Annotated in this window: 23 protein-coding genes; 5 read left to right on the forward strand and 18 right to left on the reverse strand. The window is 66.9% G+C overall.

Going from position 1 to position 21,124, the window contains the following annotated elements; genetic code table 11:
- Positions 1-10: 10 nt before the first annotated feature.
- Positions 11-1,714 (reverse strand): AMP-binding protein, encoded by a 1,704-nt coding sequence (locus HPF_RS21190; RefSeq protein WP_127806861.1) that lies wholly within the window; start codon positions 1,712-1,714, stop codon positions 11-13.
- A 115-nt stretch (positions 1,715-1,829) separates the two neighbouring features.
- Between HPF_RS21190 and HPF_RS21195 the strand changes: the two genes are divergently transcribed.
- The gene (locus HPF_RS21195) at positions 1,830-2,873 is read left to right on the forward strand and encodes an AraC family transcriptional regulator (protein ID WP_243721639.1); all 1,044 of its coding nucleotides are present in this window, start codon (positions 1,830-1,832) and stop codon (positions 2,871-2,873) included.
- 66 nt (positions 2,874-2,939) lie between these two features.
- On the opposite strand, the gene HPF_RS21200 is transcribed toward HPF_RS21195, so the two are convergent.
- A complete protein-coding gene (locus tag HPF_RS21200) occupies positions 2,940-3,851 on the reverse strand; it encodes a bifunctional GNAT family N-acetyltransferase/nucleoside diphosphate kinase regulator (RefSeq protein ID WP_133158199.1) in 912 nt (303 codons plus the stop codon).
- 631 nt (positions 3,852-4,482) lie between these two features.
- Here HPF_RS21200 and HPF_RS21205 point away from each other — a divergent pair.
- Complete coding sequence (locus HPF_RS21205) at positions 4,483-4,977, forward strand: DUF1499 domain-containing protein (protein ID WP_066155299.1); 495 nt, start codon at positions 4,483-4,485, stop codon at positions 4,975-4,977.
- Positions 4,978-5,169: 192 nt separating this feature from the next.
- On the forward strand, positions 5,170-5,634 hold the full coding sequence (locus tag HPF_RS21210; protein WP_066155301.1) for a DUF2846 domain-containing protein: 465 nt from the start codon (positions 5,170-5,172) through the stop codon (positions 5,632-5,634).
- Positions 5,635-5,680: 46 nt separating this feature from the next.
- On the opposite strand, the gene HPF_RS23795 is transcribed toward HPF_RS21210, so the two are convergent.
- Genes HPF_RS23795 through HPF_RS21230 form a run of 4 tightly spaced genes read right to left on the reverse strand, consistent with a single transcriptional unit; the run spans position 5,681 to position 8,069 of the window.
- On the reverse strand, positions 5,681-6,571 hold the full coding sequence (locus HPF_RS23795) for a hypothetical protein (RefSeq protein ID WP_066155303.1): 891 nt from the start codon (positions 6,569-6,571) through the stop codon (positions 5,681-5,683).
- 9 nt (positions 6,572-6,580) lie between these two features.
- A complete protein-coding gene (locus tag HPF_RS21220) occupies positions 6,581-7,243 on the reverse strand; it encodes an HAD family hydrolase (protein ID WP_066155306.1) in 663 nt (220 codons plus the stop codon).
- Positions 7,243-7,641, reverse strand: coding sequence for a YchJ family protein (locus tag HPF_RS21225; RefSeq protein WP_066155308.1), 399 nt, complete (start codon positions 7,639-7,641; stop codon positions 7,243-7,245). Before HPF_RS21225 ends, HPF_RS21220 begins: the two co-directional genes overlap by 1 nt.
- Positions 7,638-8,069, reverse strand: a complete 432-nt coding sequence (locus HPF_RS21230) for a rhodanese-like domain-containing protein (protein WP_066155311.1) — start codon at positions 8,067-8,069, stop codon at positions 7,638-7,640. The genes HPF_RS21225 and HPF_RS21230 overlap by 4 nt, the downstream gene beginning before the upstream one ends.
- A gap of 101 nt (positions 8,070-8,170) precedes the next feature.
- On the opposite strand from HPF_RS21230, the gene HPF_RS21235 reads away from it, so the two are divergent.
- Positions 8,171-8,878: a glutathione S-transferase N-terminal domain-containing protein gene (locus tag HPF_RS21235; RefSeq protein WP_066155314.1), complete on the forward strand. Its 708-nt coding sequence runs from the start codon at positions 8,171-8,173 to the stop codon at positions 8,876-8,878.
- A 30-nt stretch (positions 8,879-8,908) separates the two neighbouring features.
- Here the strand turns inward: HPF_RS21235 and HPF_RS21240 are convergent, their stop codons facing one another.
- From HPF_RS21240 to HPF_RS21285, 10 genes are all read right to left on the reverse strand, one after another.
- The gene (locus tag HPF_RS21240; protein WP_079366595.1) at positions 8,909-10,369 is read right to left on the reverse strand and encodes a TrkH family potassium uptake protein; all 1,461 of its coding nucleotides are present in this window, start codon (positions 10,367-10,369) and stop codon (positions 8,909-8,911) included.
- 4 nt (positions 10,370-10,373) lie between these two features.
- Entirely contained in the window at positions 10,374-11,765 is a 1,392-nt protein-coding gene (gene trkA, locus HPF_RS21245) for a Trk system potassium transporter TrkA (RefSeq protein WP_133157751.1), read from the reverse strand.
- Between the two features lie 39 nt (positions 11,766-11,804).
- Positions 11,805-12,932 (reverse strand): acyl-CoA dehydrogenase family protein, encoded by a 1,128-nt coding sequence (locus HPF_RS21250; protein WP_133157752.1) that lies wholly within the window; start codon positions 12,930-12,932, stop codon positions 11,805-11,807.
- A 25-nt stretch (positions 12,933-12,957) separates the two neighbouring features.
- Positions 12,958-13,626 carry an SDR family oxidoreductase gene (locus tag HPF_RS21255; RefSeq protein ID WP_133157753.1) on the reverse strand — a complete coding sequence of 223 codons (669 nt, stop codon included), beginning with the start codon at positions 13,624-13,626 and terminating at the stop codon, positions 12,958-12,960.
- Complete coding sequence (locus HPF_RS21260) at positions 13,626-14,816, reverse strand: acetyl-CoA C-acyltransferase (RefSeq protein WP_133157754.1); 1,191 nt, start codon at positions 14,814-14,816, stop codon at positions 13,626-13,628. Before HPF_RS21260 ends, HPF_RS21255 begins: the two co-directional genes overlap by 1 nt.
- Before the next feature lie 19 nt (positions 14,817-14,835).
- Positions 14,836-16,671, reverse strand: coding sequence for a bifunctional isocitrate dehydrogenase kinase/phosphatase (aceK, locus tag HPF_RS21265; RefSeq protein ID WP_133157755.1), 1,836 nt, complete (start codon positions 16,669-16,671; stop codon positions 14,836-14,838).
- A gap of 14 nt (positions 16,672-16,685) precedes the next feature.
- Entirely contained in the window at positions 16,686-17,342 is a 657-nt protein-coding gene (gene can / locus HPF_RS21270) for a carbonate dehydratase (RefSeq protein ID WP_066155334.1), read from the reverse strand.
- Positions 17,343-17,393: 51 nt separating this feature from the next.
- Complete coding sequence (locus tag HPF_RS21275) at positions 17,394-18,575, reverse strand: isovaleryl-CoA dehydrogenase (RefSeq protein ID WP_133157756.1); 1,182 nt, start codon at positions 18,573-18,575, stop codon at positions 17,394-17,396.
- Between the two features lie 36 nt (positions 18,576-18,611).
- Positions 18,612-19,058, reverse strand: a complete 447-nt coding sequence (locus HPF_RS21280) for a PaaI family thioesterase (RefSeq protein WP_243721640.1) — start codon at positions 19,056-19,058, stop codon at positions 18,612-18,614.
- A 105-nt stretch (positions 19,059-19,163) separates the two neighbouring features.
- On the reverse strand, positions 19,164-19,760 hold the full coding sequence (locus tag HPF_RS21285; protein ID WP_207959230.1) for a TetR/AcrR family transcriptional regulator: 597 nt from the start codon (positions 19,758-19,760) through the stop codon (positions 19,164-19,166).
- 65 nt (positions 19,761-19,825) lie between these two features.
- Between HPF_RS21285 and HPF_RS21290 the strand changes: the two genes are divergently transcribed.
- The gene (locus HPF_RS21290; RefSeq protein ID WP_133157758.1) at positions 19,826-20,278 is read left to right on the forward strand and encodes a VOC family protein; all 453 of its coding nucleotides are present in this window, start codon (positions 19,826-19,828) and stop codon (positions 20,276-20,278) included.
- Here HPF_RS21290 and HPF_RS21295 read toward each other — a convergent pair.
- Together HPF_RS21295 and HPF_RS21300 are read right to left on the reverse strand one after the other, a co-directional pair.
- Positions 20,268-20,627: a DUF1304 domain-containing protein gene (locus HPF_RS21295; protein WP_079366587.1), complete on the reverse strand. Its 360-nt coding sequence runs from the start codon at positions 20,625-20,627 to the stop codon at positions 20,268-20,270. The two genes, HPF_RS21290 and HPF_RS21295, sit on opposite strands and share 11 nt — an antisense overlap.
- A gap of 34 nt (positions 20,628-20,661) precedes the next feature.
- Entirely contained in the window at positions 20,662-21,069 is a 408-nt protein-coding gene (locus HPF_RS21300; protein ID WP_079366586.1) for a MerR family transcriptional regulator, read from the reverse strand.
- Between the last annotated feature and the right edge of the window lie 55 nt (positions 21,070-21,124).

Genomic DNA, 21,124 nt, shown 5'->3' on the forward strand with positions numbered 1-21,124 from the left:
GTGCTCTGGTTCAGGCGGTCTTGGCTTCGGCCAGCCCCAGCTGGTCCTTCATGGCGTCGCGGATCTTGAACTTCTGGATCTTGCCGGTCACCGTCATCGGGAAGGCGTCAACGAAGCGGATGTAGCGGGGCACCTTGTAGTGCGCGATCTGGCCCTTGCAGAAGGCGCGCACGGCGTCCTCGTCCAGGCTCTGGCCGGGCTTGACGATGACCCAGGCGCACAGCTCCTCGCCGTACTTCTGGTCGGGCACACCGACCACCTGCACGTCTTGCACCTGCGGCATGCGGTAGAGGAATTCCTCGATCTCGCGCGGGTAGATGTTTTCGCCACCGCGGATCACCATGTCCTTGATGCGGCCAACGATGTTGACGTAGCCCTCGTCGTCCATGGTGGCGAGGTCGCCGGTGTGCATCCAGCCGTCAGCGTCGATGGCTTCCTGCGTCTTGGCCGGGTCGCCCCAGTAGCCGTGCATCACCGAATAGCCCTTGGTGCAGAACTCGCCGCGCTCGCCGCGTGGCACGGTAGCACCGGTTTCGGGGTTGACGATCTTCACTTCCAGGTGCGGCTGCACCAGGCCCACGGTGGACACACGCTTGTCCAGCGGGGTGTCGGTGCTGCTCTGGCAGCTCACCGGGCTGGTCTCGGTCATGCCGTAGGCAATCGTCACCTCGCCCATGTGCATGTCGGCCTGCACCCGCTTCATCACTTCCACCGGGCAGGGCGAGCCGGCCATGATGCCGGTGCGCAGGGTGTGCAGGTCGAACTCCTTGAAGCGCGGGTGGTCCAGCTCGGCGATGAACATGGTGGGCACGCCGTGCAGGCCGGTGCACTTTTCGGCCTGCACCGTCTGCAGCACGGCCAGCGGGTCGAAGGCGTCGCTAGGGTAGACGATGGTGCTGCCGTGCGTGAAGCAGGCCAGGTTGCCCAGCACCATGCCGAAGCAGTGGTACAGCGGCACGGGGATGCACAGGCGGTCGTCCGGCGTGAGCTTCATGCACTCGCCGATGAAGAAACCGTTGTTCAGGATGTTGCGGTGGGTCAGCGTGGCGCCCTTGGGAAAGCCCGTGGTGCCGCTGGTGAACTGGATGTTGATCGGGTCGTTCGCTGTCAGGCCCGCGGCGGCCTGCGCCACGCGCGGGTCGCCCACCTGGCCGCTGGCCAGCAGCGCGGAGAAGCGTTGCATACCCGGCTGCTCGGTGCCCTCGCCCGCCACGTCGATCCAGGCCACCGTGCGCAGCGCCGGCAGGCGCGCCGATTGCAGCGCGCCGGGCGCGCAGGTGGCCACTTCGGGCGCCAGCTCGCGCAGCATGCCCAGGTAGTCGCTGGTCTTGAACGTCGCCATCGACACCAGCGCCTTGCAGCCCACCTTGTTGAGCGCGTATTCCAGCTCGGCGGTGCGGTAGGCGGGGTTGATGTTCACCAGCACCAGGCCGACCTTGGCGGTCGCCAGCTGCATCAGCACCCATTCCACGTTGTTGTGCGACCAGATACCGATGCGGTCGCCCGGCTGCAGGCCCAGGCCCAGCAGCGCGCTGGCCAGCCGGTCCACCTCGGCCGCCAGCGCGGCGTAGGTGTAGCGCCGGCCCTGGTGCACGCTCACCAGCGCCTCGCGCTGCGGGTGGCGCGCGGCCATGGCGTCGAAGAAGGCGCCGATGGTCTGTTCGATCAGGGGCACATCGGTGCGGCCCGCGGCGTGGCTCAGCGTCAGGTCCATGGGGTTTGTCTCCTCTGGCGTACAGGCGAAATCCGGTCACCAGCATAGCGGCCTGCCCCGGTTTCGGGGCGGGCAAACAGGTTACAAATCGCGCCATACGTGGCAGACTCCGGCCATGCCCGCCCCGCGCCCGAACGCCCACGCTCGCAGCACTGTCGTCGCGGCCACCCCGATGGCCTTTGTGCAGGCGATTGCACGCGCCTATGCGCTGCGGCAGCTGGCGCCCGACGCCGCGCTCGCCGCCGCACAAATCGCGCCAGCCGATCTGGACCGGCCCGGCGCCCGCATCACCGCCCTGCAGATGGAGTGGCTGTCGGCCGCCGCCATGCAGGAGCTCGACGACGAAGGTCTGGGCTGGTTCGCCCGCCCCCTGCCCTGGGGCAGCTACGGGATGCTCGCCCGCGCCTCGCTGTCGGCGCCGACGCTGGGCGTGGCGCTCAAGCGCTGGTGCCGCCACCACGGCCTGCTCACGCGCGACATCACGCTCGCCGTCCAGACCGAGGGCGACGAGGCCCGCATCGTGCTCGGCGAACACCGTCCGCCCGGCGGCGACGGTTCGCTGCGCGAGTTCTGCTTCGTCTCGGTGCTGCGCAATATCCACGGCCTGGCCTGCTGGTTCGTGGACTCGCGCATCCCGCTGCTGGGCGCCAGCTTCCCCTACTCCGCGCCGCCGCACGCCGAGACCTACCGCGTGCTGTTCGACGGTCCGACGCGCTTTGATGCGGAAGACACCTCGATCCGCTTCGATGCCCGCTACCTGGCCCTGCCGATCAAGCGCGACGAGGCCGCGATGAACCAGATGCTGCAGCGCGCGCTGCCCATCCAGGTCCGCCCCTACCGGCGCGACCGCCTGCTGGTGCAGCGCGTGCGGCAGGTGCTGCTCAACCAGCCCCAGGACGCCCACAACGCCGACGACCTGGCCGCCCTGCTCCACACCTCGGCGCGCACCCTGCACCGCCAACTGAAAGAAGAAGGCGCCACGCTGCAGGCGCTGAAAGACGAGGTGCGGCGCGAGCGCGCGATGGCGCTGCTGCAGCGCACGAATCGCCCCATCAAGCAGATTGCCGCGGCGACCGGCTTCCTCAATGAAAAGAGCTTCATCCGCGCGTTCAAAACCTGGACCGGGATGGCACCGGGCGAGTGGAGGGCCATGCGGTGAAGCGCGACCGTGGCAGGCGCCACAGCGGCTCAGACGCGATCCGCAGCGAATGCACTCCGTGCCGACCTACAGGTGGTAGTGGCCCGCAGCCTCCGGCTGATACAGCACCTTGCCAATGCGGATGTGGCAAGTCCGGTTCGGCATCCGCCAATTGAAGGTATCGCCTTCCTTGTAGCCCAGGATCGCGGTGCCGATACCGGAGAACACCGACAGCTTCCCTGCGTGATCGTCTGCATCTTCCGGGTATACCAGCACAACCTCCCGCTCTTCGTCATCCACCTTCAGCAAGGCCCTTGAATTCATCGTGACAACGTCCTCCGCCACCTTCCTGGGATCGACGACGACGGCGCGCTCGATTTCGTGCTCCAGCTCGAAAATCTCCGACCCCGGCTCGAGGTCGACCAAGCGCCTGAGCCGGGCCTTGTCGACCTCGGTGATGTGAATGTCGGCGACATGAACCGCAGGACTTTCCCGCAACAGCCTGAGATAGCGCGCCGATTCCATGACCAGGGACTTGATCGTTGGCGTCTCACTGTGCGGCACGAAGCCACTTCGCAGGAAAGCGTTCAATGATCTGACGTTGTCCGGGTGGATATTGGCGATGAGCTTCTCGGCCCGCATCTCGAAGAAGGCGAGCTTCATGCCTTCTCGGATCGCGCTCGCGCCAAGCTTGCGCCCCCAGTTGTCGCGGTTCCCAATGACCAGGACCATCTCGCAGTTCGACCCCGTCTTGACCAGACGCACAAAGCCCACCGGCACGTCGTGCTGGTCGCAGGCCATGAAGAACCGCCCGCCCTGGTTGAACAAATGGGTCAGGATGGGCAACTGAACCCGACCGAGAACCTGCTCGATCATTCGGGAGACGTTGCGCGAATCGCTCAAGTAGCGAGTGACCGCCTCATCCTCCAGCCAGTCCGTCAGCGTCAGCGCGTTGGAGCGCGTGATCTCGGGGCAAAGGGCAATGAAAGGTGTGTTCATCTCGACAGCGCCTGCGAGCACCCTGCTGTGGCAGTTGGCGTTGTCGGGCGGCGGCCAAAGACTGTGGTGGTGAACATTCATAAAACTCCTGTTTGACAAAGATGGTTCAGCACCGAACGTCAAGGAACGGGCATCAAGGAACCACGGAGGGGCGAGCAAGCGTCGTCACGTGCAAGAACACAACGTGCTGAGAAAGCACGTCTACGACGCGAAGAGGGAAAGCGCGAGATCTGAATGTGCGGGACCGCATGCGGTCGACCACTGTCTCGCTTCAGATGAGCCCGGCGATAGGGATGATGCGCTGCGAGTAACGCGTATCGCCGGGCTTAGGAGTCTGCGGCCGTCAAGCAGACTCTGGGCCGTTCCGGGTGGAACAGCGCTGCACCACCCCGCTTCGACGCCACACAGGGTGCGAATGTCATTGGAATGGAGTGCGACAACAACGCCATGGCTCGACTATAGGGCGATGCCAGGAAGCCTGTCAAACCCGGCCCGCCCCCGCTGCCGCCGAATGGGTTCAGCTGAGGGCTCCCGTTCAGATCATCAGCCGCCGAAAGACGAGCAAGAGCGCTCCGACATCACGTCCAATAGCCACGCGCCACAATAGGCGACGCCTCACCCGGAGACCCTGATGGCACTGCTCAAATGGACCTTGTGCGCCTTGCTGGTAGCGGCCACCACTCTTGTGCTGGCCGGGCAGCTCGGGCTGCTCGGCGGTCGCATGCCTGACGACCTCGGTGTGAAAGACGGCCGGCTCAAACCACCCTCTGCCACTGAAAACAGCGTCAGCAGCCAGGCCGGCCTCTACCCCGACCACCCCATGCGCGCCTACGCCGAGATTGCGCCGCTGCCGCTCCAAGGCGACGGCCCCGCCACCCTCGCCCGCCTCCGGCAGCTGCTGCAGGACATGCCGGGCGTGACGATCGTTGAGGACGGAGGCGACGGCTACCTCTACGCCCAGTGCACCACGCGCTGGATGAAATTCGTCGACGACCTCGAACTCTGGGTCGACCCGGTCCAGCAGGTGGTGCAGGTGCGCTCGGCCTCGCGCGTGGGGCGCAAGGACTTCGGGGTGAACCGGGAGCGGGTGGAGACGTTGCGGGCGGGGTTGGCCGCATTGAACTGAGAGCCCCGGCACCACCGGCTGCCGACCTTCAGAGTCTTTTCAAAGCGAATCGCAATTCAGCGCGGTCGACTTTCCCTCCCCCTCGATCGGAAGCAACCGATTCCAGTTTTTTGACCGAATACACTGCACGCGCGCAACCAATCGAATGGGCGTGCACCTTCCCTATTCACAAGCCATCGCAACAAAAATTCAATGAAGATTACATCTATCGCTGTCATCGCCGCCGCCCTGCTCATGTCCGGATGCGCATCCGTGAACATGGCATCCAAGGAACAATCGGCGAAGGCCAAGGAGTTCAATCCGCCCAGCCCTGGGAATGCTGGCCTCTACATCTACAGAAACAGCTACATGGGCCGGGCACTCAAAAAAGACATCTGGGTGGACGACAAATGCATCGGAGAAAGCGCGCCAGACGTTTTCTTCTACACCGAGGTTGAGGGCGGTAAAACCCACCGAATCGACACGGAATCCGAGTTTTCTCCAAACAGCCTGGAACTCCTTTTTGAGTCAGGCAAGAACTACTTCATCAAGCAGTTCATCAAGATGGGCGCATTTGTTGGCGGAGCGGGGCTTGTGCAGGTTCAGGAAAGGCAAGGCATGACCGATGTGGTGGAACTGGACATGGCTCTTCCCGGAAACTGCAGCTCAACCAAATAGGTTGATCACCCACATCTGAACTCTAGGACATGGATTCCGCGCAGCGTCAGCGTCCCGCTGGCGCCCCATCCGCCGACGGCCCTGGAATCCCCCGCCCCTCCACCGTCGTCGGCGCCACCGGATGGGCGCTTGCCGACGGCCTGGCGGGCTGTACCGTCGGCGCCGCCGGAGCCGGAGCGGGTGGTGCGAGCGGCGAAGCCGTTGGCGCCGCAGCGGGTGCCGGCGCAGGCACCACCGCCTTGCCCAGCCCCAGCTGGCTCACCAGGCTCTGCAGCGCCGCGTCCACCTGCACTTTCAGCGATTCGCGCGCCGCAGCCGCCACGTCTTCATTGAGCCGCGGGCCGGTCAGCAGGGCCGGTGCGGGCACTCGCTGGGCGGTGTTCACCGTGGCCTCACCGAGCACCGCGCCGAAGGTGCTGGGCACCAGCAGGTCGGCGCGCAACGAGACGTGCGCGGCGGATTCGGTGTTCACCCGCACAATGCTGCGCTGGGCAATGCCCAGACCGTTGAACCCCTCCCGGGTGCCCCAGAGGCTGTCGCCCGAGGGTGCGGCCGAGAGCAGCAGCACGTGGTCGGTGGGGGTCTTGAGTTCCTTCAGCTCCTTGAGCGCTTCTTCGCGGCGGGTCGAGGTGATGGTGACGCGCTGCACGCTGGAGAAGCGCCCCGAGGCCTTGAGCAGTTCCACCGTGCTGTTCTCCAGCTGTTCCTTGAGGCCCCAGCCGGGCACGAAGGCCTCGCCGAATTCGTTGTTGAACGGCGTGGTGCCGCGCCAGGACAAGCGCAGCGTGGTGCCCACGGTGCTGATGACGGTGATGGAACGGCCCTGCAGCCGCGCCTGCACGCTGGGTTTGTCGACGGTGGCGCAACCCGCCAAGCCCAGGCTGGCCAGCGGCAGAGCGGAAGAACGGAGCAGGAGTTGTCGGCGGGTGATGGGCATGGCCTGTTTTTACCGCAGCGGGGCGAGGTGCTGCACCAGTTCGCCCATGTGCTGCATCACCCGAGCCACCGGCAGGCCGCCGAAGGCGCGGCCGTCGCCGTGCGGGCAGTAGCCCCAGACGGTGGCGCCCGCGGCGAGGCCCGCCTGCGCGCCGGTGGCGGTGTCTTCGATCACCAGGCAGCGCGCGGGGTCCACGCCCAGGTGCGCGGCCGCGGCGAGGTAGACGTCGGGGTGCGGCTTGGAGCGCGGCAGGTCGTGGCCGCTGAAGATGCGCTCCCCGAAGTACGGCGCCATGCCGGCCATGCCGATCTGCATCACCACCTTGGGCCGGTCGGCACCCGAAGCGCAGGCGATGCGGCCCGCCGTGTGGCCGTGCGCGGCGATGACCGCGTCCAGCGCGCCGGCGACGGCCTGCAACTCGGCCACCAGGCGCTCATTGCGGCGCGCGTAGAAGGCGCGCATCCACTCTTCGGTGAGCGGCTTTCCAGTCTCGGCTTCGATGAGCGCGCGCTGGTCGCGCACCGCGCGGCCGATGAAATGGTGTTCGCACTCGGCGGGTGTGAGCGCCCAGCCCGCCTCGTTGAGCATCTGGCGCAGCACGCCGTTGGTGATGGGCTCGCTGTCCACCAGCACGCCATCGCAGTCGAACAGGACCGCGTCAAACCGTTCCATCAATGCATGTCTCCGTCAACGTAGTACCAGCGCCCGCCCTCGCGCACGAAGCGGCTGGTTTCGTGCAGGCGCACGCCGCGCCCGCCCAGGCGCGAACGGGCGACGAACTCGACCTCGGCGTGCTCGGCATCGATCACGCGGTGCCGCTTCACCTCCAGCCCCAGCCATTTCTGCCCCGGCTCCAGCGTGAGCCCGGCGGGCCGGGTGCTGGCGTGCCAGCTGGCTTCCAGATAGCCCACCCGGCCGAGCACGAAGGCGCTGTAGCGCGAGCGCATCAGGCACTCGGCGTCGGGCGCAGGGGTGTCGTGGTCGAGGTAGCGGCCGCAGCATGCTTCGTAGGCCGTCGCGCGGCCGCGCGCATCGGTGCGGCCACAGGGGCATGCGGTGCCAACGCTCATCCGCGCGCCGCCTTGCTGGCCGCCTTGTGCGCTTCCAGTGTTTCCGTGGGCGCGCCCGCCTTCACCCAGGCGGTGAAGCCGCCGTCGATGTGCGCCACGTTGGTCATGCCCATGTCCTTGAGCGCCTTGGTGGCCAGCGCGCTGCGCCAGCCGGCGCCGCAGAACAGCACGAACTCCTTGCCCTCGTCGCCGAACACCGGCTTGAAATAGGGCGAGTCGGGGTCGACCCAGAACTCCAGCATGCCGCGCGGCGCGTGCACGCAGCCGGGCACCGTGCCTTCGCGCTCCAGCTCGCGCGGGTCGCGGATGTCGACGATCTGCAGCGTCGGGTCGCTGCCCATGCGGGCGCGCACCTGTTCGACGCTGTAGGTGGTGATCTGCGCGTTGGCTTCGTCGACGAGGGCGCGGAACCCCTTGGTGATCGGCATGGTGGTGTCTCCTGTCCGGTGGGTGGGCGAAAAGGCCATCGTAGCGCGCCCTGCAGGGCCGGCGCCAAGCTGCTAGGGTACGGGCCGCAAAGGAGATTGACATGACCGACCTGTCCGCTTTTCCCGTCACCCGCAAGTGGCCCGCAGAGCACCCCGACCGCCTGCAGCTCTACAGCCTGCCCACGCCCAACGGCGTGAAGGTCTCGATCATGCTGGAGGAATGTGGCCTGCCCTACGAGGTGCACCGCGTGAGCTTCGACACCAACGACCAGTTCACACCCGAGTTCCTGTCGCTCAACCCGAACAACAAGATCCCGGCGATCCTGGACCCGAACGGCCCCGGTGGCCAGCCGCTGGCGCTGTGGGAGTCGGGCGCGATCCTGGTCTACCTGGCCGAGAAGACAGGCAAGTTCCTGCCCGCCGACCCGGCGCGCCGCTACGAGACGCTGCAGTGGCTGATGTTCCAGATGGGCGGCGTCGGCCCGATGTTCGGCCAGGTGGGCTTCTTCACCGTCTTCGGTGGCAAGGACTACGAAGACAAGCGCCCGCGCGACCGCTACACCGGCGAATCGAAGCGCCTGCTGGGCGTGCTGAACCAGCGCCTGAAGGGCCGCAGCTGGATCATGGGCGACGAGTACACGGTTGCCGACATCGCCATCCTGCCCTGGGTGCGCAACCTGGTCGAGCGCTACAAGGCGGGCGACCTGGTGGGCTATGGCGAATTCACCGAGGTGCAGCGCGTGCTGGCTGCCTTCGTGGCCCGTCCCGCGGTGGAAAAAGGCCTGGCCATCCCCGCCGCACCGAACTGAGCGCCCGCGTTGAGGCCGGCGGCGCCGGTTTCAACGCCTCCAGAACGCGCCGGTGAAGAGCACGAGGAACGACAGCAGCTCCAGCCGCCCGAGCACCATCGCAAAGCTCAGCATGTTCAGCTGCAGGTCGCCCAGCACGCCGAAGTTGCTGGCCGGGCCGACCTGGCCCAGCCCCGGACCGATGTTGTTGACCGTGGCCACCACCGCGCTGAACGCGGTGACGATGTCCAGCCCGGTGAACAGCATCAGGAAGGTCAGGCCCATGGTGGCGGCACCGTAGATCAGCATGTAGCCCAGCACGGACGTCATCACCGGCAGAGGCACCACCTGCCCGCCCAGCGTGACCGGGTTGACCACCCGCGGGTGGATGATGCGCACCAGCTCGCGCCGCGCCTGCTTGATCAGCAGGATCATGCGGACCATCTTGATGCCGCCGCCGGTGGAGCCGGCGCACGAGACGAAGGTGCCCAGGAAGATCAGCAGCACCGGCGCGAACACCGGCCACTGGGAAAAGTCGGTGGTGGCGTAGCCGGTGGTGGTGGCCATCGACACCACGTGGAAGGCGCTGTCGCGCAGCGCGTCCTCGAAACGGGTGTGCACGCCGTGCACCATCAGCAGCAGCGCCACCAGCAGGATGGCCACCAGCAGCACCGCCACGTAGGTGCGGATCTCGCGGTCGTGCGTCAGCGGGGTCAGCCTGCGGGTGCGCAGCACCACGAAGTAGCGCACGAAGCTGATACCCGAGATGGCCATGAAGAAGGTCGCCACCAGCTCCACCCGCAGCGAGTCGAAGTGGCCCAGGCTCGCGTCGTAAGACGAAAACCCGCCCAGACCCATGGTGGTGCACATGTGCATGAAGGCGTCGGCCCAGCCCATGCCGGCCCAGCGGTAGGCCAGCAGGCAGGCGCCCGAGAACAGGAAGTACACGCCCCAGAGGCCGCGCGCCGTCTCGGCGATGCGCGGGGTGAACTTGGTGTCCTTCATCGGGCCGGGCGTCTCCGCCTTGTAGAGCTGCATGCCGCCCAGGCCCAGCATGGGCAGCACCGCCACCACCAGCAGCATGATGCCCAGGCCGCCGATGAGCTGCAGGAAGCAGCGCCAGACATTGACCGACACCGGCAGCGCGTCCAGCCCCGACAGCGCGGTGGCACCGGTGGCGGTCAGTGCGCTCATGGCTTCGAAGTAGGCCTTGCTCCAGCTGATGTCGGGCACGGTGAACATCAGCGGCACCGCCGAGAAAGCGGGCAGCAGCAGCCAGACCATGTTGACGAGCAGAAAGCCGTCGCGCGCCTGCAGTTCGCGCCGGTGGCTGCGCGTCAGGACCCAGAGCAGCCAGCCGCTGGCGGCGGCCAGCGCGAACGAACCCTCCCAGACGTAGCGGTACTGCTCGTGGTCCTCGCTCCAGGCCCAGGCCAGCGGCACCAGGAAGGCGAAGGCGAACGCCACCAGCACGCGCGAGAACACGTTGAGCGCGGGAAACAGCATGCGCATGGAATCAGCCGAAGAAGGTGGCGCCGACCTGGAACAGCTTCTCCACCTCGCGCACCAGGCGCTTGTGGGGAATGAAGATGATCACGTGGTCGCCGTCCTCGATGACGGTGTCGTGGTGCGGCATCAGCACCTTGGAGTCGCGGCCATCGCCGCGCACGATGGCGCCGAAACGGGCGCCCTGCGGCAGCCGGATTTCGTCGATCCGGCGGCCCACCAGCTTCGAGGTCTTGATGTCACCGCGCGCCACGCCCTCAAGCGCCTCGGCCGCACCGCGGCGCAGGCTGTGCACCGCCGCCACGTCGCCGCGTCGCAGGTGCGCCAGCAGCTCGCCGATCACCGTCTGCGAGGGCGAGATCGCGATGTCGATGGTGCTGCCCTGCATCATGTCGGCATACGCGCGGCGGTTGATCAGCGACAGCACGCGGTTGGCGCCCAGCCGCTTGGCCAGCATGGCCGACATGATGTTGTCCTCGTCGTCGCTGGTCAGGGCCAGGAACATGTCCATGTCGCCGACGTTCTCTTCCTCCAGCAGGTCCTCGTCGGCCGCGTCGCCGTTGAGGACCAGCATGTTCGACGGCAACTGGCTGGCCAGGTACTCGCAGCGCTTGTGGTCGCTCTCGATGAGCTTGACCTCGCACTGCCCGACCAGGCTGCGCGCCAGCCGCAGCCCCACCTTGCCGCCGCCTGCGATCATCACGCGCTGCACCGGTTTGTCGATGTTGTGGATGGCGGCGAGCACCATCCGGATCTCGCGCACGTCGGCCAGCACGAAGACCTCGTCGCCCGGCAGGATGCGGGTCGAGGGCGTGGCCTCCATCTCGGTGTCCAGGCGGTAGAGCGCGACGATGCGCATCTCCACATGAGGAATGCGGTTGCGCATCTCGGCGATGGTGTGCCCCACCACCGCACCACCGGCCGCCGCGCGCACCACCACCAGGGCTGCGCGGTTCTGCGAGAACTTGACCACCTGCAGCGCCTCGGGGTAGCTGATGAGCAGGTGGATGTAGCGCATGACCGACTCTTCGGGGCAGATCACGTTGTCCACCGCGAAACCGCCCTTGCCCAGCAGCTCGTCGCCCTCGATGAATTCGGGCGAACGCAGACGGGCGATGGTGGTGGGCACGTTGAACACGTCGTGCGCCACCTTGCAGACCACGAGGTTGGACTCGTCGGCCGCCGCGCAGGCGATCACCATGTCGGCGTCGCGCGCGCCGGCCTCGGCCAGCACCGAAGGCTGGATACCGTTGCCCACCACGCCGCGCAGGTCCAGCTTCTCTTCCAGCAACCGCAACCGGGCGGGGTCCTGGTCGATAACGGTGATGTCGTTCTGCTCGGACACCAGGCTCTCGGCCACGCTCTCACCGACGCGACCGGCACCCAAAATGATGATCTTCATAGGGCTGGATCGTACCCCCGCACCGGGGGCTGCCAGCACCTACAGTGCTCGCTGAATGATGATCTTCTGCACGTCGCTTGTGCCTTCGTAGATCTGGCAGACGCGCACGTCGCGCCAGATGCGCTCGACCGGGAAATCGTTCACATAGCCGTAGCCACCCAGCGTCTGGATCGCCGCGGAACACACCTGTTCGGCGGTCTCGCTGGCGAACAGCTTGGCCATGGCGGCTTCCTTCAGGCAGGGCCGGCCGGCGTCGCGCAGGGCGGCGGCGTGCCAGATCAGCTGGCGCGCGGCTTCGAGCTTCGTGGCGCACTCGGCGAGCCGGAAACCCACGGCCTGGTGGTTGAAGATGGCCGTGCCGAAGCTCTGGCGCTCCTTGGCGTAGGCGATGGCCACGTCCAATGCGCTGCGCGCCATGCCTACGCTCTGTGCCGCGATGCCGATGCGCCCGCCTTCGAGCGCGCTCAGGGCGATCTTGTAGCCCTCGCCTTCCTGGCCGATCAGGTTCTCGGCCGGAATGCGGCAGTTGTCGAAGTTGATCTGCGCGGTGTCGCTGCTGTGCTGGCCGACCTTGTCTTCCAGCCGCGCCACCACGTAGCCCGGGTTGTCGGTCGGCACCATGAAGGCGCTCATGCCCTTCTTGCCCGCGCCCTTGTCGGTCACCGCGATCACCACCGCCGCCTGCCCGTTCTTGCCCGAGGTGATGAACTGCTTGACGCCGTTGATCACGTACTCGTCGCCCTCGCGCACCGCCGTGGTCCGCAGGCCGGAGGCGTCCGACCCCACGTGAGGCTCGGTCAGGCAGAAGGCGCCGAGGATGTCGCCGCGCGCCGCGGGCACCAGCCACTGCTGCTGCTGCGCGGGCGTGCCGTACTTCATCAGGATGGCGTTGTAGGGGCAGTTGGTCACGCTGATGGCGGTGCTGGTGCCGCCGTCGCCGGCCGCGATCTCTTCCAGCACCAGCGCGAGTGTCAGGTAGTCAAGCCCCGCGCCGCCCAGTTCCTCGGGCACACAGATGCCGTAGGCGCCGAGTTCGGCCAGGCCCTGGTGCACGTCTTTCGGGAAGTGGTGTTCCTTGTCCCACCGCGCGGCGTTGGGCCACAGCTCTTCCTGCGCAAAGCTGCGCACGGCGTCGCGGATCATTTCCTGGTCTTGGGTCAGCAGCATGTCTTGTCTCTTTGTGTGTGTCGGTTCACCACGAGCTGGCGCGGCGGCCGTCGTGGTGGATGAGTTGTCCGTTGTCGTCCGGCGTCAGGCTGGCCAGCACGGCGCGCAGGCCGCTCACGCTGGCCTCGGCGCTCAGCGGCGCCGCACCGCCGCCCATGTCGGTCTGCACCCAGCCCGGGTCCAGCGCGACCAAGGTCGCCTTGGGGTAGTCGAAGCGCGCGCTGCTCACCGCCATGTTCAGCGCCGCCTTGCTCACGCGGTAGAGCCAGGCGCCGCTGCCGCTCACCGGACCGATCTGCGCCATGCGGCTGGACAGCGCGCCGAACACGCCGCCCGCCGCCTCCACCATGGGCATGACCTGCGGCAGCACCTGCATCAGGCCCAGCACATTGGTGTGCATGAGGTGGTCGAAGGCCTGCTGCGTGGGCGGCGTGGTGGCGTTGCCGCGGTCGATGACGCCGGCCACATAGAGCGCGACATCGATCTCCACGCCATCGAGCTGCCACGACAGCCCGCTCACGCTGGCAGGGTCGGCCACGTCCACGCGCAGCGGCTCGGCGCCCAGAGCGCGCAGACGTGCCAGCCCCTCGTCGTCGCGCGCCGTGGCGATCACGCGGTCACCCGCCGCGCGGTACTGCCGCACGAATTCCAGGCCGAGGCCGCGCGAGGCGCCGATGACGAGGACGGTGGCCATCAGAGCAGCTCGATGGCCATGGCGGTGGCTTCACCGCCACCGATGCACAGCGTCGCCACACCCTTCTTGCCGCCACGGGCTTGCAGCGCATGCAGCAGCGTGACCAGAATGCGCGCGCCTGACGCGCCGATGGGGTGGCCCAGTGCGCAGGCGCCGCCGTTGACGTTGACCTTCTCGTGCGGGATCGACAGCTCGGTCATCAGCGCCATGGGCACGACGGCGAAGGCTTCGTTGATCTCCCACAGGTCCACATCACCGACCGACCAGCCGGTCTTGGCCAGCAGCTTCTGCGTGGCGCCCACCGGCGCGGTGGCGAACCAGTTGGGTTCCTGCGCGTGGGTGGCGTGGGCCACGATGCGCGCCAGCGGCTTGAGGCCCTGGGCCTGGGCGGTGGACTGGCGCATCAGCACCAGCGCGGCGGCGCCGTCGTTGATCGACGAGGACGAGGCGGCGGTGATGGTGCCGTCCTTCTTGAACGCTGGCTTGAGCGAGGCGATCTTGTCGAGCTTGACTTTGCCCGGGCCTTCGTCCACCGAGACCACGCGCTCGCCGCTGCGGTCTTTCACCGTCACGGGCGCGATCTCTTTCGCGAAGGCTCCACTCTCGGTCGCGGCCTTGGCGCGGGTCACCGAGGCGATGGCAAACGCGTCCTGCTGCTCGCGGGTGAAGCTGTACTTGGCGGCGCAGTCTTCGCCGAAGGTGCCCATGCTGCGGCCGGGTTCGTAGGCGTCTTCCAGGCCGTCGAGCATCATGTGGTCGTAGATCTTGTCGTGGCCCATGCGGTAGCCGCCGCGGCCCTTGAGCATCAGGTAGGGCGCGTTGGTCATGCTCTCCATGCCGCCCGAGACCATCACGGTGGCGCTGCCGGCCAGCAGCATGTCGTGCGCCAGCATGGTGGCCTTCATGCCCGAGCCGCACATCTTGGACAGCGTGACGGCGCCGGCCGACAGCGGCAGCCCGCCCTTGAGCGCGGCCTGGCGGGCGGGCGCCTGGCCCTGGCCGGCCATCAGGCAGTTGCCGAACAGCACCTCGTCGACCAGCTCGGCCTTGACGCCAGCGCGCTCGACGGCGGCCTTGATGGCGACGCCGCCCAGGTCGTGGGCGGAGAGGCTGGCGAAGTCGCTCTGGAACGAGCCCATGGGGGTGCGGGCGGCGCCGACGATGACAACGGGATCGGTGGTGTGGCTCATGGGAATCTCCTTTGAAAAGTCAGTCTAGAAGTTCTTTGTGCGCCTGCGCGCGGAAGCGCCGGGCACGTTCGTAGGGAAACACGTCGTACACATGTCCGGCGGCGATGCGTTCCTTGTGCGCCTGCCAGAACGAGGCATCCAGCAGGTCGGCGTGATGCTTCATGAAGTCTTCGCGCACCATCGGGTTGCCCAGCAGGAAGGGCTCGAATGTCTCGGGGAAGACATCGTGCGGGCCGACCGAGTACCAGACCTCGCCCGACATCTCGTCCTCTTCGTTGCGCGGTGGCGGCACGCGGCGGAAATTGCAGTCGGTGATGTATTCGATCTCGTCGTAGTCGTAGAACACCACCTTGCCGTGGCGCGTGATGCCAAAGTTCTTCCACAGCATGTCGCCCGGGAAGATGTTGGCCGCCACCAAATCCTTGATGGCGTTGCCGTACTCGACCACGGCTTTGGTGATCTGTCCGCGCGCGCGCCGCAGCGATGTGTCGTCCACATCGGGCGTCTGCAGGGTGTCGAAGGCTTCCTGCAAATAGATGTTCAGCGGGATCATGCGCCGCTCGATGTAGCAGTGCTTGAGGATGACCTCGGTGGTGCCGTCGCCGTCGCGGTCGCTGATCTCCAGCTGGCTGGGCGCGAATTTCTGGATCTCGGCGATCAGCTCGTCGGTGAAGCGGGCACGCGGAAACCCCACCTCGGAGAACTCCAGCGTGTCGGCCATGCGGCCCACGCGGTCGTGCTGTTTCACCAGCAGGTACTTGCCGCGGATCTGTTCGCGCGTGGTGTCCTTGGGCGCGGGGTAGAAGTCCTTGATGAGCTTGAACACGAAGGGGAAGCTCGGCAGGTCGAACACCAGCATGACCATGCCCTTGATGCCGGGCGCGATGCGGAACTTGTCGGTGCTGTGGCGCATGTGCGCCAGGAAGTCGCGGTAGAACAGGGTCTTGCCCTGCTTGGCCAGGCCGAGTGCGTTGTAGAACTCGGCGCGCGGCTTGCGTGGCATCAGGCTGCGCAGGAACTGCACGTAGGCGCTGGGCACCTCCATGTCGACCATGAAGTAGGCCCGCGCGAAGCTGAACAGCATCAGCAGGTCGTCCTCGCCGAACAGCGCGGCGTCGATCACCAGGCGGCCGTTCTCGTTGTGCAGGATGGGCAGTGCGAACGGCACTTCCTGGAAGCCGTTGATGATCTTGCCGACCACGTAGGCGCCCTTGTTCCGGTAGAACAGCCCGGACAGCGCCTGGATCTGGAAGTTGGCGCGCAGCTTGTGGTGATCGAAGCGCTGGCGCATGGCTTCGAGCACCAGTCCGGCGTCGCGCCCCAGGTCGTCAAAGGGCACGCGCAGGTCGAAGTCCTCGACCATGCGGCGCACCTCGGCGCGCATGGTCTCGTGCGTCGGGTAGTAGCTGCGGTAGGTCGGCAGCGCCCTGGGTTCGTCGTTCTCGATGTACTCGGTCGAGACCGCCGGCCGCACGAAGATGAAGTCGTTCTGGAAGTACGCCCGCTTGAGGATTTTGGTGGTGACCGAGTTGAAGAAGGTCTCGGCCAGCTCGGGCTGGTGGTGGTTCACCAGCAGGCCGATGTAGTGCAGCTTGACCTGCTCCCACACCGCCATGGGCTGCTGGTCGGCCTTGAACTCCTTGACCAGGCGCTGCAGGCATTCGCGCACCCGCAGGTCGTAGAACTCGATGCGCTCGCGCTGGGCGCGTTGCTGGGCGGGCCAGTCGCGCGATTCGAAGCGGTGCTTGGCGCGCGCCGACTCGGCGCGGAACAGCCGGTAGTGGCGGTTGAACCCGTCCATCATCGCCTTCGCGATGTCATAGGCCACGGTCGAATCCAGCCGCTGGGGGAACATGGCCTGCGGGTGCCTCAGGTCTCGGCGCGCGGGTATCGCTTGAGCGCCGAGCGGAAGATGGGCATGACCTCGTCGCGGTGGCTCATGCTCACGCCCAGGTCCTTGACCAGCCCGTCCTTGAGGCCATAGCACCAGCCGTGCACCGACACGTTCTGGCCGCGCGCCCAGGCGTCCTGCAGCACGTTGGTCAGCGCCACGTTGCCGACCTGCTCGATCACGTTCATCTCGCACAGCACGTCTTCCTGCACCGCCATGGGCAGATGGTCCAGGCGCTTGCGGTGGCGCATCTTCACGTCGTGCACATGGCGCAGCCAGTTGTCGGCCAGGCCCACGCGTGCACCCTTGAGCGTGGCCAGCACGCCGCCGCAGCCGTAGTGGCCCACGACCAGGATGTGCTCGACCTTCAGGAACTCGACCGCGAACTGGATCACCGACAGCGCGTTCAGGTCCGAATGCACCACCACGTTGGCCACGTTGCGGTGCACGAAGACCTCGCCCGGCTCCAGACCCGTGATCTGGTTGGCCGGCACGCGGCTGTCGGAACAGCCGATCCACAGGTACTTGGGGTTTTGCTGCTGCGCCAGCTTCTGGAAATAGCCGGGGCGCTCCAGTTCGGTCTGGGCAGCCCAGCGGCGGTTGTTCTCGATCAGGGTCTGGATGGATGTGCTCATGCGGCGATGTTACCTAGGCGACACGCGCAGCGGCAAAGCGTGGGGCCACATTCACATGGTCTCGGCGAACAGCTCGCGCCCGATCAGCATGCGGCGGATTTCCGACGTTCCCGCTCCGATCTCGTACAGCTTGGCGTCGCGCCACAGGCGACCCAGCGGGTACTCGTTGATGTAGCCGTTGCCGCCGTAGATCTGCACGCCCTCGCCGGCCATCCAGGTCGCCTTCTCGGCGGTCCAGAGGATGACCGAGGCGCAGTCCTTGCGCACCTGGCGCACGTGCTCGGTGCCCAGCAGGTCCAGGTTCTTGGCCACGGTGTAGGCGAAGCTGCGCGCCGCCTGCAGCACGGTGTACATGTCGGCCACCTTGCCCTGGATCAGCTGGAACTCGCCGATGCTCTGGCCGAACTGCTTGCGGTCGTGGATGTAGGGGATCACGTTGTCCATGACCGCCTGCATGATGCCCAGCGGCCCGCCGGTCAGCACCGCGCGCTCGTAGTCCAGGCCGCTCATCAGCACCTTGGCGCCCATGTTCAGGCCACCCAGGATGTTCTCGGCCGGCACCTCGACGTTCTGGAACACCAGCTCGCCGGTGTGGCTGCCGCGCATGCCCAGCTTGTCGAGCTTCTGCGCGATGGAAAAGCCCTTCATGCCCTTCTCGATCAGGAAGGCGGTCACACCGCGCGCGCCCATCTCGGGCTCGGTCTTGGCGTAGACCACCAGGGTGTCGGCGTCGGGGCCGTTGGTGATCCACATCTTGCTGCCGTTGAGCAGGTAGTAGCCGCCCTTGTCCTCGGCCTTGAGCTTCATGCTGATCACGTCCGAGCCGGCGCCCGGCTCGCTCATGGCCAGCGCACCCACGTGTTCGCCGCTGATCAGCTTGGGCAGGTACCTGGCCTTCTGCGCGTCGCTGCCGTTGCGGTTGATCTGGTTCACGCACAGGTTGCTGTGTGCGCCGTAGCTCAGGCCCACCGAGGCGCTGGCGCGGCTGATCTCCTCCATGGCGACCATGTGGGCCAGGTAGCCCATGTTGGCGCCGCCGTACTGCTCGGGCACGGTGATGCCGAGCACACCCAGCTCACCCATCTTGCGCCAGCAGTCCATGGGGAACTGGTCGCTGCGGTCGATCTCGGCGGCACGCGGGGCGATCTCGGCCTGCGCGAAGTCGCGCACCGCGTCGCGCAGGGCGTCGATGTCTTCACCGAGCTGGAAATTGAGGCCGGGCAGGTTGGTCATGAGGGTCTCCGTGGGACGTTGAATGCGTTGAGGGGGTCAGTAGGTCTTGGGCACCGGCACCAGGGTCTGCTGCATCACGGCACAGTCGGTCCGCTGCCCGTCGGGTGCCACGTGCACCACCTCGGCGGTGGTGACGATGATGCGTCTGCCGCTGCGCACGACGCGGCCGGTGGCCTGCAGCTCGCCGCCCTGGAAGGCCGCGAGGAAATTGATCTTGTATTCGACGGTGGTGACTTCCATGCCCTCGGGCGCCACGGTCAGCGCGGCATAGCCACCGGCGATGTCGGCCAGCGCGCCCATGGCGCCGCCGTGGAAACCGCCCTGCTGCTGCGTCACGCGGTCGGAGTACGGCAGGGCCAGCGTCACCATGCCCGGCGCCACGGCCAGCAGCCGGACGCCCAGCTGCCGCATCATGCCCTGGCGGTCCAGGCTGGTCTGCACGCGCTGGCGCAGGGCGTCGTGGTCGGGTGTTGTCTCGCTCATGTTTTGATTTACGTTTACGTAAACGTCAATTATGACCGACACCACTGGAAGGCGGCAAGCCCGCAGGGACCCGTGTGGGCGGGACAACCGTTTTTGGACCGTCGATCAGCCCCGGGCCAGGCCGGTGAAGAGCCGCCGGAATGCCTCGCGGTACGGGCCGGGGGCCTCACCCTGTGCCATGGCCAGCGCCGCGCGGTCGAAGGCGGCGGAGAGCAGCACGGTCAGCTCGTGCAGCGGCACCGGTTCACGGGCCGGGCCGAGCAGGTGGGCCAGACCTTCCTTCAGCGCCTGAGAACCGGCCCGCTCGCTCAGCGCCATCAGCTGCGCGGGCGACAGCACGGAGGGCGCTTCCAGCAAGAGCAGCCGGGCGCGGCCCGGTCGACCCATCGAGGAGAAATAGGCCTCCGCCCCCGCCAGCAGCGCGTCGATGGGGCGGTTGTGGTGGGCCGAGCCCCGGGCCACGTCGTCGGCGACCTCTTGCGCCAGCTGCTCGGCGACCGCGAGGAACAGCGCCGTCTTGTCGGCAAAGTGGTGGTACAGCGCCCCCCGGGTGAGCCCGGCGGCGGCCACGATCTCCGGTGTGCCCGTGGCGGCGTAGCCGCGGCCCAGGAACAGTTCGCGCGCCGCCGCCATCAGGGCCGCACGGGTGGCATCGGTGCGCTCGACCTGCGAGCGACGAACGGCAACGGCAGTTCTTTGCATACATGCAGCCTGTATGTTAAATTGAAGATACATGCAGATTGTATGTATTCAACCGGAGCACCGCCATGAAGATCACCCAGTACTACCCCGTCCTCATGACCGATCGCGTCGAACCGACGGCGCAGTTCTATGAACGGCATTTCCGTTTTGTGCGCCAGTTCAGCAGCGACTGGTACGTGCACCTGCAGTCGACCGACGACCCCGCAGTCAATCTCGCCATCCTCGACGGCGACCACGGCAGCATCCCGACGGGCGCGCGGGGCGGGCGGGCCGGCGGGCTGCTGCTGAACTTCGAGGTGGCCGATGTCGATGCCGAGTACGCCCGCGTGCAGTCCGAGGGCCTTGATGTGCAACTGAGCTTGCGGGACGAGGCCTTCGGGCAGCGCCACTTCATCGTGCGCGACCCCAACGGGGTGTTGATCGACGTAATCCAGCCCATACCGCCGAGCGCCGAGTTCCTGGCGCAGTACGCCGACGGCGCTGCGGCGGCCCCGCAGGTGTCCGCCCTCAGCGGCTGAACCAGAGCGCCAGCAGGCCTAGCGCCGCCGGCACGGCCTGGACGAACAGGATCTTGCGGCTGGAGGTGGCGGCGCCGTACAGGCCTGCCACCAGGATGCAGGCGAGGAAGAAGACCTTCACGCCGAAACCCTCGTCGCCCAGCCACAGCCCCCAGAACAGGCCGGCGGCCAGAAAGCCGTTGTACAGGCCCTGGTTGGCCGCCAGCACCTTGCTCGCGGCCGAGAACTCCGGCGTCAGGCCAAAGGCCTTGCGGCCCTTGGGCGTGTCCCAGAGGAACATCTCCAGCACCAGGATGTAGACGTGGATCAGCGCCAGCAGGGCGACGATGGTGGTGGCGACAAGGCTCATGGAGCGGCTCCGGCAGCAGAAGGAGCCGCCGAGTCTAGGCCTTGTCGGCCTTTTCCACCTTGGCCAGCAGCGCCCGCGCCTCCTTCTCGTGCACCTTGACCTCGTCGAGGTTGGCCATCAGATCGGCCAGCTGCTCTTCGAGCTGGCGCTTGTGGTCGGCCAGCACGGCGAGGAACTTGCGCAGCTGCGGCCCGGTGTCGCGCGGGCTGTCGTACATGTCGATGATGTCCTTCGCCTCGGTCAGGGACAGGCCCAGGCGCTTGGCGCGCAGCGTGAGCTTCAGCCGCGTGCGGTCGCGCGAGCTGTACACGCGGTTGCGCCCACCCGGCCCTTCGCGCTGCGGCTGGATCAATCCCATGTCCTCGTAAAAGCGGATGGCGCGCGTGGTCAGGTCGAACTCGCGCGCGAGGTCGCTGATGGAATAGGTCGGGTTGGTCGCCATGGTGCTCACAGGGGGTGTCGGCTTTCGGACAGCGGTGACGGGGATCGCTCCCTAG

It is taken from the genome of Hydrogenophaga pseudoflava, assembly GCF_004353865.1.
GTDB lineage: Bacteria > Pseudomonadota > Gammaproteobacteria > Burkholderiales > Burkholderiaceae_C > Hydrogenophaga > Hydrogenophaga pseudoflava.

What these genes read in the sequence shown, in the direction of transcription:
- trkA (WP_133157751.1), bottom strand. Translation starts at nt 11,765, where the DNA reads ATGAAGATCATCATTTTGGGTGCCGGTCGCGTCGGTGAGAGCGTGGCC.
- HPF_RS21200 (WP_133158199.1), bottom strand. Translation starts at nt 3,851, where the DNA reads ATGAACACACCTTTCATTGCCCTTTGCCCCGAGATCACGCGCTCCAAC.
- HPF_RS21255 (WP_133157753.1), bottom strand. Translation starts at nt 13,626, where the DNA reads ATGGCCACCGTCCTCGTCATCGGCGCCTCGCGCGGCCTCGGCCTGGAA.
- HPF_RS21280 (WP_243721640.1), bottom strand. Translation starts at nt 19,058, where the DNA reads ATGAGCGAGACAACACCCGACCACGACGCCCTGCGCCAGCGCGTGCAG.
- HPF_RS23795 (WP_066155303.1), bottom strand. Translation starts at nt 6,571, where the DNA reads ATGCCCATCACCCGCCGACAACTCCTGCTCCGTTCTTCCGCTCTGCCG.
- HPF_RS21205 (WP_066155299.1), top strand. Translation starts at nt 4,483, where the DNA reads ATGGCACTGCTCAAATGGACCTTGTGCGCCTTGCTGGTAGCGGCCACC.
- HPF_RS21300 (WP_079366586.1), bottom strand. Translation starts at nt 21,069, where the DNA reads ATGGCGACCAACCCGACCTATTCCATCAGCGACCTCGCGCGCGAGTTC.
- can (WP_066155334.1), bottom strand. Translation starts at nt 17,342, where the DNA reads ATGAGCACATCCATCCAGACCCTGATCGAGAACAACCGCCGCTGGGCT.
- HPF_RS21250 (WP_133157752.1), bottom strand. Translation starts at nt 12,932, where the DNA reads ATGCTGCTGACCCAAGACCAGGAAATGATCCGCGACGCCGTGCGCAGC.
- HPF_RS21235 (WP_066155314.1), top strand. Translation starts at nt 8,171, where the DNA reads ATGACCGACCTGTCCGCTTTTCCCGTCACCCGCAAGTGGCCCGCAGAG.
- HPF_RS21195 (WP_243721639.1), top strand. Translation starts at nt 1,830, where the DNA reads ATGCCCGCCCCGCGCCCGAACGCCCACGCTCGCAGCACTGTCGTCGCG.
- HPF_RS21190 (WP_127806861.1), bottom strand. Translation starts at nt 1,714, where the DNA reads ATGGACCTGACGCTGAGCCACGCCGCGGGCCGCACCGATGTGCCCCTG.
- HPF_RS21290 (WP_133157758.1), top strand. Translation starts at nt 19,826, where the DNA reads ATGAAGATCACCCAGTACTACCCCGTCCTCATGACCGATCGCGTCGAA.
- HPF_RS21285 (WP_207959230.1), bottom strand. Translation starts at nt 19,760, where the DNA reads ATGCAAAGAACTGCCGTTGCCGTTCGTCGCTCGCAGGTCGAGCGCACC.
- HPF_RS21210 (WP_066155301.1), top strand. Translation starts at nt 5,170, where the DNA reads ATGAAGATTACATCTATCGCTGTCATCGCCGCCGCCCTGCTCATGTCC.
- HPF_RS21240 (WP_079366595.1), bottom strand. Translation starts at nt 10,369, where the DNA reads ATGCGCATGCTGTTTCCCGCGCTCAACGTGTTCTCGCGCGTGCTGGTG.
- HPF_RS21260 (WP_133157754.1), bottom strand. Translation starts at nt 14,816, where the DNA reads ATGAGCCACACCACCGATCCCGTTGTCATCGTCGGCGCCGCCCGCACC.
- aceK (WP_133157755.1), bottom strand. Translation starts at nt 16,671, where the DNA reads ATGTTCCCCCAGCGGCTGGATTCGACCGTGGCCTATGACATCGCGAAG.
- HPF_RS21225 (WP_066155308.1), bottom strand. Translation starts at nt 7,641, where the DNA reads ATGAGCGTTGGCACCGCATGCCCCTGTGGCCGCACCGATGCGCGCGGC.
- HPF_RS21275 (WP_133157756.1), bottom strand. Translation starts at nt 18,575, where the DNA reads ATGACCAACCTGCCCGGCCTCAATTTCCAGCTCGGTGAAGACATCGAC.
- HPF_RS21230 (WP_066155311.1), bottom strand. Translation starts at nt 8,069, where the DNA reads ATGCCGATCACCAAGGGGTTCCGCGCCCTCGTCGACGAAGCCAACGCG.
- HPF_RS21220 (WP_066155306.1), bottom strand. Translation starts at nt 7,243, where the DNA reads ATGGAACGGTTTGACGCGGTCCTGTTCGACTGCGATGGCGTGCTGGTG.
- HPF_RS21295 (WP_079366587.1), bottom strand. Translation starts at nt 20,627, where the DNA reads ATGAGCCTTGTCGCCACCACCATCGTCGCCCTGCTGGCGCTGATCCAC.